The sequence below is a fragment of the Rhizobacter sp. P5_C2 genome, from assembly GCF_054049715.1.
On record NZ_JBFULV010000157.1, the window covers coordinates 1 to 11,080 of the forward strand.

The following is an 11,080-nucleotide window of genomic DNA, read 5'->3' on the forward strand; positions in this document are numbered from 1 at the left end:
GTTCCTGATGACCGAACGACTCATCGCCGACAAGCCCGTCGGCGGCAAAAAAAACTTCATCGAACGCAAAGTGCCTGCCCTTCCCGAGGATTACATCCCCCGAGGCAGTCCTGCGCGCGCAGCGTCACGTGAGCAACTCCATCACGACGCTGCGCCATCAACTCAGCTACATGCTGATCGCCCGCCTCGGGCAGTGCCCCTGCTGCGGAAGGGCACGAGAAAAACTACTCTTGTGACACAGTAAGACTAAGGCAAACCCGATTTCCTACGCAGCACTCTACGCAGCGAGCCGGGCCACCAGTCACTGCGCACACAGCGCGGCTTCGCGTTGATAAGGCCTGTGTCGCGACGCATGGCGTCGCCCGTCGGCGAACTCTCCTCCCCTGATGCGTGCCCGCTGAACCTTTCAATCGCACTCTCGTTCGTTTGACGTTCTCTTCTCTTTTGTGCCGCGGCAGTCTGCCGACCGATGGCGAAGGCAACCATCCCCCCTCGGAGGGGGACGGGGTTTATTCGCGCCCGGTGAACCGGCGAACCGGTGAACCGGCGAACCGGCGAACCGGCGAACCGGCGAACCGGCGAAGCATTTGAATTCTCTTGGCTGTGCATTGGGACATTCACGCTGGAGGTTCCGACACTGCACCTGACGCGACGGACGAACGGTCTCCCCTTCGACCCGGCCGTCGCCCGACCGCTGTACTGAAAGGATCCTGTGTGGCCAACGTGGAAGAACGAATCAAGGCCTTGGGCCTGGTATTGCCTCAGCCGCTGAAAGCTCCTTCGGGCGTCGTGTTCCCGTTCCGATTCATCAGGGTGTCCGGAACGAGAGCATTCATCTCCGGCCATGGGCCCACGAACGCGGATGGCTCCGTCGCGGCACCGTTCGGCAAGGTCGGGCGCGACGTCAGCGTGGAGCAAGCCCAGACCGCGGCCCGGCTGACCGCCCTGGCCATCCTCGGCAGCCTGCAGCGCGCGCTGGGCGACCTCAATCGCATCGGAGCCTGGAATCGCGTGTTCGGGATGGTGAATTCGGCGCCCGGTTTCAACAGACAGCCCCAGGTCATCAACGGCTTTTCGGACCTGATCCTCGATGTGTTCGGCCCCACCACGGGCGCCCACGCCCGCAGCGCCGTCGGCATGGCCGAGCTGCCGTTCGACATCCCGGTCGAGATCGAGGCAGAGGTCGAGCTCGTCGCCTGACCCGGCTCGCCGCTCCAGCAGGGATTTTTCGTTCGTATGGCTCAACAGAAAGGAACCTCGCCATGACATTTGAACGTGCGTCGACCCAGACCATCGATGTGGAAGGCACCCCCTTTGCGTACCGCGAAGTCGGTGAGAAGCGCGGGGTGCCGGTGGTCCTGCTGCATCACCTGACGGCCGTGCTCGACGACTGGGATCCCAAGATCGTCGACGGCCTGGCGTCCAGCCACCACGTCATCGCATTCGACAATCGGGGCGTCGGCAGGTCCGGCGGCACCACGCCCGGCTCGGTCGAAGCGATGGCGCACGACGCCATCGCCTTCATCCACGCCCTCGGGCACGAACAGGTCGACCTGCTGGGTTTCTCGCTGGGCGGCTTTGTGGCCCAGGCGATCGCACTGGCCCGGCCCGGGCTCGTGCGCCGGATCATCATCGCCGCCTCGGGTCCAGCGGGCGGCGAAGGCATCTCGAACATGGGCTCGGTCCTGCAGAACGGCGTGGCCCAGGCTGCCGTTGCGGGCAAGCATCCGAAGCACTTCCTGTTCTTCACGCAGACGGCCAACGGCCAGGCTGCGGCGAACGCCTTCCTCGCGCGGCTGAACGAGCGCGCGCAAGATCGCGATGCAGCGATCAGCAACAACGCGATCCATGCCCAGCTGACCGCCATCCACGCCTGGGGACAGGGAGACCCCGCCCGACTGAGCGAGATCAAGCACCCTGTCCTAGTGGCCAATGGCGACGATGACGTGATGGCGCCGACCATCAACTCGTTCGAGCTGGCGCGCCGCCTGCCGAATGCGCAGCTCAGCATCCTGCCGGATGCCGGCCACGGCGGCATCTTCCAACACCACGCCGTCCTCGTGCTGCAGGCGCTTCAGTTCCTGCGCTGACAGCGCATCGGCCAACCTGTCGTCGCGTCAGTCGCCGATCGGGTTGGCCACCTGCAGCAGCTCGCCGCGATAGCCCCCGCCGGGCGCATCGTCCGTCGAGGTCACAAACACGGTCTTCCCATCCGGGGAGATCGCCAGGTTCGCGTGATGCGCCGACGGCAACTCGACCTTCCGCAGGAGCTTTGCGCCCGGCGAGATCACCGCGAATCCGCCGCCGCGGTACAAGCCGACAAAGAGGTTGCCGTGCCGGTCGACGCGCACGCCGTCGGGCGTGAGCGCGGTCCCTGGCGACGACTCGAGGAGGTCCACCAGCTTCACGAACTCGCGGCGGTCGCTCAACGCGCCGTCGCCCCCGATGGCATAGACGAGCAGGCGCGCGGCGCGACTCTCGGCCACGTACAGGCGCTTGCCGTCCGGCGAGACCACGAGCCCGTTCGAGTAGTTGATCCCCGAGGCGACCTCGCGCACGGCCCGCTCGGCATTCCGGTAGAACACCTTGCCCGGCGTGGACGCGTCGCCGGAGGCGGTGAAGTAGATGCCGCCCCTAGCGTCGGTCGCCAGGTCGTTCGGGGCGACCAGCGGATGCCCCTGGCTGTCGCTGCGAATGACCTCGGCAGCCTTGCCCTCAAGCGAGATCTGGACGAGGCTGCCGCTGTCGTAGCACGCGACGAGCAGCCCGGCGGGCGTCGCCGCGAGCCCGTTCGGACCGCAGCCGTCCCGGTGCCAGACCACCTCTGCCTTGGTCCCGCCCAGGCGCAGCACATCGGAGGTCGCGTAGTCGACGAAGTAGAGCGTGTTGCCGGCGAAGACGGTGCCTTCGGGAAACTGCAGGCCACGCACGACCACGGCCGCGCCTTGCGCCGATGCGCCCAAGGCCGCCCCCAGGGCGAGCATCGAGACGCAGGACTTGAGCAACGTATTCAGCAACGGGTTCGGTGTCATGGCTCCGGGATTCGAAGTACGGGTCGCCGGCCGACGCTGAAGGCGGCCAGCAGGAGAGCGCCGGCCACCACCATCAGCCAGGCACGGCAGGATTGTTCATTCAGCAGGCACGCTGCCAGCCCGCTCGCCAGCAGCTGCGCGCCGAGCACCAGCACCCCGAGCGCCGATTCGACCCGGCCGATGAGGTGCCCGGGCGTTCGCTCGAAGACTTGCGACATCGTCCCGATCATGACGGCGGTGGATGCCGCGCCGATCATCACCGCACCGAGCAGCAGGCTGCCGGGGTAGGCGAGGCATTCCAGCGCCATCCCCGCACAGGCGGCGAGCACCCCGGCCCGCAGCAGCAGGTCGGCACGCAGCAGCCCTGGCCTCCACCCCAGTAGGACGGACGCAGCGACGCCGGCAGCGGCCTGGCAGGTCGTCATGTCGGCGAGCAGGCGGCCGTGCGCGGAGGTATCGGTCGCCGACAGTCCGAACGCGGCGCTGCGAACCATTCCGAAGCCGAAGACGGACAAGCTCGCCAGCAGGAAGCAGCCGAGCAGCCCGCGGTCGCCGGCGACGAAGCTGAACGCTTTGCGCCAGTCCTCCGCGTACGACAGCTTGCCCCGCTCGAGCGATCTGGCGGGCCAGCGAAAGGAGCACAGCATGGCGACCTCGAACAGCGTCATGACCACGCACGTCGCCACCACCCCATCGAGACCGCAACGCTCGTAGAGCAGCATGCCTGCGAGCGGCGCGAACACGCGCATGCCCTGCGACACGGCCTCGAGGAGGGCCAGCAGCCGCGTGCCGCCGCCCGCCGCCGACAGTGTCTGCGCCATCACGCCTTCGGCGATGGATCCCGCAGCGGCCGCCGCGCCCATCAGGATCGACGCGGGATAGACCGGCCACGACGTCGAGGCATCGGCCAGCCACAGCAGCGACATGGCGGCGGCAGCAACCAGGTCGGCGAGCACAAGTACCCTCGCACCCTCGAAGCGGTCGGCGACGGGCCCCAGCAGCGGGCCGAGAGCGGCCCCCAGCGAGAACGCGAACAGGCTGGACATGCTGCCCTCCAGCGTGCCGGTGGACTGCATCAGCCAGGCACCGATGACCAGCCACAAGGCGTTCCCGGCCAGGTCGGAGCAGGCTCGCCCGGCGACAAAGGCCAGCGTCGGCCACCGTGAACCCTGCGCAGGGGCCCTGCCCGGCTCACGCATGCGTGAGCTTGACGTGCGCGACTGCCAGCAATGGCGCGAAGCGCACGCCTGCCGACTTCTGACGAGGGCTCACGTCGAGGTCCTGCGTGACCACGCGCGCCAGCAGCGCCTGCGTCATGGACAGCACGAGGCTTCTCGCGTGGCATCTGTCCCGCCCATGCCCGAACGGCAGGTAGTTCGCGAGGGTGTCGGGCTCGCCCAGCGCATCCCAGCGCGCCGGCGCGAATTCCTCGGGCGAGTCCCAGGTCGCGTTGCGATGGATCAGCAGCGGAAAGACGAGCAGATCGTCACGCTCGCCGATCCCCTCGTCGAGGCGGGCGAACGCCGGGTCGGCGGACCTCAGCAGCATCCAGGCGGGCGGCAGGAGCCGCAAGCTCTCGGCCACCGTCTGGCGCGGCCTGGATTCGCGCTGCGCCTTGCTGGAGAGCCAGAAAGTGTTGGCGACCGCCTTGCTGACCGTCTCGCACAGCGCAGACGCGATGCGGCGATACAGCACGAGGGCGACCGAGCGCTCGGCGCCGCGCGGCATTCCCCGCAGCACCTGCTGCGCAAGCGCGGACTCCCCCTGCGCAAAGGGCGCCGGCCATCGCTCAGCTGCACCCAAGGCAAGGCGCTGTGCCCAGACGGATGCGTCCAGCACACGGGACGACAGGCCTCGCAGCATCCAGCCATCCCGCCCGAACATCGCGCGATGCAGAATCTCGTACCCGCGCGCCGGCCAGTCACCGGCATAGGTCCGGGCGTCATTCGGCAATTCATCGATGGCGCGGCGAACATCCTGTGCCGCTGCACGCAGGATGGCGGCCGTGTTGCCGGCACTCATCGCCTGGCCGCGAACGGGCTTGAAGATCGTCCGTTCGAAATCATGGAGTTCCCGGGCCTCCAGAACCGCGCGTGCCAGGGCACCATCCTGGATTCCCACCGTGCCCGGCCCGATTCTGAATACCGCATTTCCGCCACTGTTTTCCAGTATGCGGCGCAGATCCTTCTGATAGAGGGTTGTGCGCTCGATATCGCGCCCGGCATTGGATGCCATGTCATCGACAGCAGTTTCGCCCATAGGATTTGACCGGGGCGAAGATCATCCGCCCCGGTCGACGATCAGATTCTCAAGGCCCGGCGGTAACCGGGCGAGAAATCAGCTCTTGTAGCGCGGCCATGCGAGCTTCTTGAGACGCGATTCGGTGGAAGCCAGGGAAGCCATCGTGTTCAGGATCAGTTTCATATCAGACCAGTTTTGAGTTCACCCGACTGGAAATCCGCCGGGTGGTTGACGATCAGTCAACGAGAATATCCTAGTATCAATATATGGCGCGGTCAATGATTTTCACGACATGCTTCGAGTCAGCAATTTCAATATAAACAAAGCGCGCGACATATCACCCCACCTCGACGGAATAGCAATAGCCGCGCTAATATTAAAACCTTCGAACTATTTAATTCAAAAGGTATTTGAAGTGCCCCGTGTCAATCGAACCGGAGAGCGAGGTCAGGCGATCAGCGTCGCCAGCAGGTCGGCTAACTCCATCGGCTTCGCGAAGAACGGCGAGTGGCTGCTGTCGAACGTGTGGAAATCGGTTCTGTTCGACGGCGCCAGCGTGTCCGCCTCGCTCACGAAGAGCTTCTGCAGCGCCGGAGGCACCGTGTTGTCGGCCGTGCAGCCGATGTAGGCGCGCTTCACCGAACCCCAGTTTTTCGCGGTGGCACCGGTCGGCGTGCCATAGGCCTGGGCGGGATCGTCCGGCTGCATCAGGTGGGCGATCGCCGGGAAGTCCGCGTCCGGGACATCGGCACAGAACGAGTTCTTCAGGCCCTGGATTTCGCTCGCTTTGACCGTGTTCGTGTCCAGTCGCAAGGCGCCGACGGTGTTCGGATCAGCCTTCAGCAAACCTCCGAGTTGGTTTCCCGCCGCTTCCGCACGTTGCAGATAGGCGCCCGCCGGAACGGCGGTCACCGGCATGAAGGCGGACAGGTAGATCAGCTTGGCGATCTGCGTGGGCGCCTGCTCGGCCGCGGCCGTGATCGGGATGCCGGCCATGCTGTGGCCCAGCACCGTGATCGGGCCGTACCCCGCGGCCGCGAGACTCGCGACCTGGGCCAGGATGGCCGTGACGTAGTCCTGCAGCGAGACACCGGCCAGCGGAGAGGCCTCGGCCCCGAAGTCGGCATCAACCAGCGGACGCACCGCGAAGCTCGCTGGGAACCTGGCGCCGAGACCATGCCCCGGCAGGTCGGGCGCGGCGACGGTGATTCCCTTGGCCTGCAGCAGAGGAATGAGCTTCGCGTAGCACCAGCTGCCGAACCACGAGCCGTGCACCAGCACCACCGCGCGTTTCTTCGCCGCTTCCGCGGCCGGCGCGTCGGCGCCCTCTGCACCGCACGCGGCCAGTGCGGCGCCGACAGCGGCGCCCGTGACGTGCGATCCGAACCTGCGACGTGAGATGTCCATTCGATACTCCTTGCGTGTGGAGCGCCGGGCCTGATCGAGCGCTGGCGCCGAAGACCGTTGCCTGGTTACTGCGCGGCCTTCTCGACCGCCTTGGCCAGGCCCTTCGGATCGGTGAGCATCCCGAGGTGCCCAGTCTCGATCGTCTGCGTCAGGCGAACCGGCGTCGCCGCCAGCATCGCGGACTGCAGGTACGGGCTGATCACCAGGTCCTTCGACGTGCGGATGTAGGCCTTGTCGACCTTGCCGAAGCGGGCCGCGGTGACGTGCACCGGCGTCGCGAGCGGCGCCAGCGGCTCGTCGATCACGAGGCTCGGGAACACCGAGCGCAGTTGCGCCGGGCCGTCGTTCAGGAAGACGTCGACGCTGGCGGCCTTGTCGATGCCCATGATGCCGTTGGCCGGGTCGGGCTTCAGGATCGGGCCGATCTTGGCGTCCGGGTCTTCGTGCGCCAGTTTGTCCAGCGAGTCGCCGTCCTTGGGCAGCAAGGCCGCGACGTACACCAGCGTCTTGATCTTCTCCGGCGCGGCTTCGCCGACGTTCGAGATCGTGATGCCTGCAAAGCTGTGACCCACCAGCACGACCGGCGCCTTCTCGTCCTTCAGCGCGGCCAGCACGGTCTGGCGATAGCCGTCGAGCGTGGCGTCCTTGAGCGAACCTTCGGCGCCCGGACGACCCGGCAGATTGATGTTGATGACCTTGTAGCCATCCGCCTTGAGGGCTCCGGCCACCGCGTCCCACGAATGGGAGTCGCAGAAGGCGCCGTGCACTAGCGCAATGGTGGGCTTGCCCGCGGCAAGCGCGCCGCCGCCCATCGCAGTGACGGAAGCAGTGGCAGTTGCGATCAACATACTTTTAATGATCTTCATGGTCGGTCCAGACAAACATTGACGAGCGGCTCCATCGACCTGCTTCACTCGCGAGCCGGTCGTTGGTTCGAGGAGTCGCGCCGGCAAGACCTCTCTTGAAGCGACCAACTCGACTCTGAAATGCAGTATCTGGACGCGTGCGCTGCAAGTCCCAACGGACGGCCAAGCATTTCCCAATGCTTTCGGCGTCAGAGGCCCAACTGGGTCAATCCGGGATGGTCATCCGGCCGGCGACCGAGCCGCCAGAGCAACTTCCGTTCATCGGCCGCGATGGCCACGTCGTCGGCGCTGGCGTGGCGCTGCGTGAGCAATCCCCGCCCATCGAACTCCCAGCTTTCGTGTCCGCATGAGCGGCACCAATGCCCGCCGGCGTCGCAATACTCGCTGGCGAAACGGACAGCGATGCGATTCCCAGCGCACGTCCAGAGTTCGTTGAGCCGCCGATACTCCAGCTCGCTCGCCCACTTGCGCGTCAGGAACCGGACGATCTGCATGCGGTTCTCGACCGCGTACCCCGACGACACTCGATGCGGGTCGCGAGAGTTCCAGGCGTCCTCCGCCATGCGCACCTTCGTTGCAGCCGTCTCCGCGTCGAACGGGGGAATGGGAGGGCGGGGCAGTTCCGGGGTGGTCACGTTGCCGAGTGTGGCCGTCCCGTCCCGGCGCGTCCTGATGGCGGGCCAACGGTTTCCCAACACCTGGCCCGCACTGCGTCAGCCTTGATGCACGGCGCGACGCTCCCGCAATGCTCTCAAGACTTGCTCGATCGGCTTGTCCCGCCCTTCCTTCCAGGCCGCGTCGAAGGCGGCGTCGTCTGCGAGGGCCGTGCGAGCTGCGGCAACCTGCCGGTTGTAGAGCGGCTTCGACCGGTCTGGCAAAGGAGACCCGATCCCCTCTCGCAGCCATTGCGCCCGACCCCACAAGCCGGCGGCGCGCATGGGTTGTGCCCTCGCCGCAGCAAGCGCCGCAAGTTCTTCCAGGCACGACGCGGTCTGAAGTCGATTCGCCAGTTTTCCCGAGATGGCAAGTGCCTCGCCCAACATGGCTTCAGCGGACGGATAGTCTCCCAACTCGCGCAGGGCGCAACCGAGGTTGACCGTCAGTAAGACGATGGTTCTCGGGTTTCCCAGCGCCCGCTGAATGGCCAACCCGCGCTCGAACAGTGAACGTGCCTCTTCGAAGTTCTCGAGGTCCAGCGCGATGATCCCGAGATTGCTCAGCACGAGGCTCACCCCATGCTGGTCGTCGAGCTCCGTGCGGATCGTCATGCTCTCGTCGAGCATGAGCCGCGCTGCCGTGTAGTTGCCGAGGTTGAAGGCATCCGTCGCCATGTTGTTCAACACCTGGGAGATGCCTTTCCGATCCCCCACCCTGCGGAAGATGGCCAAGGCCTCCTCGTTCAGTCTGTTGGCTTCTGCATAGTCACCCTGGTGCGATGTCAGGGAAGACGCGCCACGCAGTGCGTAGGCGCGGACTGAGTCCTCCTGCCCACCAGGGACCGCCGCGATCAGGATGGAGAGCCAGCGCCGGCCTTCGCTGTAGTGCCCGCGCGTACTCCAGAACCAGCCGAGAGACGAGGCCAGTCGCAGTCCGTCGGCGGCGCTCCCGTCATTCGCACACGACCACGCGAGCGCTGCGCGCAAGTTCTCGTGCTCGGTCTCGAGGCGCTCGAGCCACACCTGTTGATCGCCGCTCTTCAACCGGCTCTCGGCCATTTCTGCCAGCGCCAGCATGCAGTCGAAATGCCGATGTGACAGGCGGGCCTCGCCGCCCCGGTTCCACAGCCGGTCGCGTGCGTAGTGGCGAACCGTCTCCAGCAGTTCGTAGCGCGTTTCGCCCCCAGCGTCCCTGGCGTTCACCAGGCTCTTGTCCGCCAGCGACGTGAGCAGGTCCAGCACGTCCTTCTCGTCGATCCCATCGCCGGCGCAGACCCTCTCCGCAGCTTCGAGGGTCCATCCGCCCGAGAAGATCGACGCCCTGCAGAGCAGTTCCTGCTCGGCGCCGTTCAACAGGTCGTAGCTCCAGTCGATCAATGAGCGCAGCGTGCGGTGACGCGGCAAAGCCGTGCGCGAACCGCCGGTCAACAGGTCGAACCGCTGATCTAGACGGCGGCCCACTTCCTCGACCGGCATCAGGCGCACGCGTGCCGCGGCCAGCTCGATGGCCAGCGGGATGCCGTCCAGCCGGCGGCAGATCGACGCCAGGGAGGGCGCATTCTCCGGCGTCACGACGAATCGAGGCTGCTGCAGCTGGGCCCGCTCGATGAATAGGCGCGCGGATTCAAAGTGCGCCAACCGCTCGGGAGTGCCCTGCTCTTCGCGGTCCGGCATCGAAAGAGACGGGACCCGGTAGGTCAACTCCCCGACGATGCCCAGACGCTCTCGGCTCGTGACCAGCATGCGCAGCGCGGGACACGCGGAAAGCAGCGCGTACGACAACTGTGCGCAGGCCTCGAGCACATGCTCGGCATTGTCCAGCACCAGCAGAAGGTTCCTGGACGCCAGGTGATCAACGATCGTCCGGACCAACGGTGTGCCTGGTTGCTCCTTCTGTCCGAACACTCGGGCGACCGCGTCGGGAACCAGTTGCGGGTCTGCCAGCGCGGCAAGCTCCACGACCCAGACGCCGTCGGGATACTCGCCCGTCAGTCCGGCGGCGGTGTGCATCGCCAGACGGGTCTTCCCGCATCCGCCCGACCCTATCAGCGTGAGCAACCGGGTGCCGCGCAACAGGTCCTTGAGCTCCTGGACCTGCTGCTCGCGGCCAACGAACGAGCTCAGCGGCTGCGGCAGGTTGTGCGTCGGCGCTGTGCTGGCGAGCACCTCCTCCACGCCGACGCAGGTGGCCTCGAGCGCGAACCGGTACCCGCGCGCCGTCACCGTCACGATCGCGTCGCGCCCGAGGATCTTGCGCAGCGACGAGATCTGCATCTGCAGCGCCGCTTCCTCGACGATCACCTTCGGCCACACGCGATCGAGCAGTTCGTCCTTGGTGACCAGATGCCCCGCACGCTCGACCAGCGCAACGAGAAGGTCGAACGCGCGAGGACCCACGGCCACCGGCACGCCGGCATCGAGCAGGCGCCGCTCGTCGGGCTGCAACTCGAAGCTCACGAACCGGTATCGAACTGGCGGTGCTGCAACAGACATGGAATGGCAAGGGTCCGGCGTTCTGGCGACATCGTACCGGCACGCAGTATCAGGCCGACCGCATCGGGCCCGCAAGCGGGCGCGCAGGAAACCATTGGCAAATGCTTGGCCCGTCATTGGGACTTGCGGCGAGGGGGTCGCAACACTCCTCCTAGTGTAGTGCGCTCGAATTAGGGGAACTTAATTTCTGAAGCAAACTCCATCCTCGACGGGAGGTTGGAAGCATGCGAGTCGCGGCCGAGATCAAGTTGGATGGGGAAGTGCAGCGGGAGCTGCAGGCGCTGAGCCGGCGAGGAAGCGTGCAGGCGCGGGTGCAGCAGCGGGCGAAGATCATCTTGTTGGCGGCGCAGGGCCTGCAGAACAAGGAGATCGCGACGCAGGTGGG

9 protein-coding genes and 1 pseudogene are annotated in these 11,080 nt (G+C 66.2%); 3 read left to right on the plus strand and 7 right to left on the minus strand.

The genetic code is table 11. The features are described 5' to 3' along the window. The 3 genes and pseudogenes from ACXJLU_RS31200 to ACXJLU_RS31210 form a co-directional block, all read left to right on the plus strand. Positions 1-244: pseudogene (locus ACXJLU_RS31200) on the plus strand (IS701 family transposase); the annotation flags it as partial. Between the two features lie 470 nt (positions 245-714). Next, positions 715-1,200 (plus strand): RidA family protein, encoded by a 486-nt coding sequence (locus ACXJLU_RS31205; RefSeq protein ID WP_457337641.1) that lies wholly within the window; start codon positions 715-717, stop codon positions 1,198-1,200. Between the two features lie 62 nt (positions 1,201-1,262). Then, a complete protein-coding gene (locus tag ACXJLU_RS31210; protein ID WP_457337642.1) occupies positions 1,263-2,090 on the plus strand; it encodes an alpha/beta fold hydrolase in 828 nt (275 codons plus the stop codon). A 27-nt stretch (positions 2,091-2,117) separates the two neighbouring features. Here the strand turns inward: ACXJLU_RS31210 and ACXJLU_RS31215 are convergent, their stop codons facing one another. From ACXJLU_RS31215 to ACXJLU_RS31245, 7 genes are all read right to left on the minus strand, one after another. Beyond that, positions 2,118-3,032, minus strand: coding sequence for an SMP-30/gluconolactonase/LRE family protein (locus ACXJLU_RS31215; protein WP_457337643.1), 915 nt, complete (start codon positions 3,030-3,032; stop codon positions 2,118-2,120). Next, positions 3,029-4,231: an MFS transporter gene (locus ACXJLU_RS31220; protein ID WP_457337644.1), complete on the minus strand. Its 1,203-nt coding sequence runs from the start codon at positions 4,229-4,231 to the stop codon at positions 3,029-3,031. The genes ACXJLU_RS31215 and ACXJLU_RS31220 overlap by 4 nt, the downstream gene beginning before the upstream one ends. Then, positions 4,224-5,267 carry a cytochrome P450 gene (locus ACXJLU_RS31225; RefSeq protein ID WP_457337645.1) on the minus strand — a complete coding sequence of 348 codons (1,044 nt, stop codon included), beginning with the start codon at positions 5,265-5,267 and terminating at the stop codon, positions 4,224-4,226. The genes ACXJLU_RS31220 and ACXJLU_RS31225 overlap by 8 nt, the downstream gene beginning before the upstream one ends. A gap of 453 nt (positions 5,268-5,720) precedes the next feature. Further along, the gene (locus tag ACXJLU_RS31230; RefSeq protein ID WP_457337646.1) at positions 5,721-6,557 is read right to left on the minus strand and encodes an alpha/beta hydrolase; all 837 of its coding nucleotides are present in this window, start codon (positions 6,555-6,557) and stop codon (positions 5,721-5,723) included. Between the two features lie 188 nt (positions 6,558-6,745). Continuing rightward, positions 6,746-7,594, minus strand: a complete 849-nt coding sequence (locus ACXJLU_RS31235; protein ID WP_457337647.1) for an alpha/beta fold hydrolase — start codon at positions 7,592-7,594, stop codon at positions 6,746-6,748. Positions 7,595-7,734: 140 nt separating this feature from the next. Beyond that, positions 7,735-8,181, minus strand: coding sequence for a DUF1348 family protein (locus ACXJLU_RS31240; RefSeq protein ID WP_457337648.1), 447 nt, complete (start codon positions 8,179-8,181; stop codon positions 7,735-7,737). Positions 8,182-8,259: 78 nt separating this feature from the next. After that, positions 8,260-10,659: an ATP-binding protein gene (locus ACXJLU_RS31245; protein WP_457337649.1), complete on the minus strand. Its 2,400-nt coding sequence runs from the start codon at positions 10,657-10,659 to the stop codon at positions 8,260-8,262. Positions 10,660-11,080: the final 421 nt, after the last annotated feature.

Coding starts and splice junctions, on each gene's coding strand:
- ACXJLU_RS31220 (WP_457337644.1), bottom strand. CDS start 4,231: ATGCGTGAGCCGGGCAGGGCCCCTGCGCAGGGTTCACGGTGGCCGACG.
- ACXJLU_RS31215 (WP_457337643.1), bottom strand. CDS start 3,032: ATGACACCGAACCCGTTGCTGAATACGTTGCTCAAGTCCTGCGTCTCG.
- ACXJLU_RS31210 (WP_457337642.1), top strand. CDS start 1,263: ATGACATTTGAACGTGCGTCGACCCAGACCATCGATGTGGAAGGCACC.
- ACXJLU_RS31225 (WP_457337645.1), bottom strand. CDS start 5,267: ATGGCATCCAATGCCGGGCGCGATATCGAGCGCACAACCCTCTATCAG.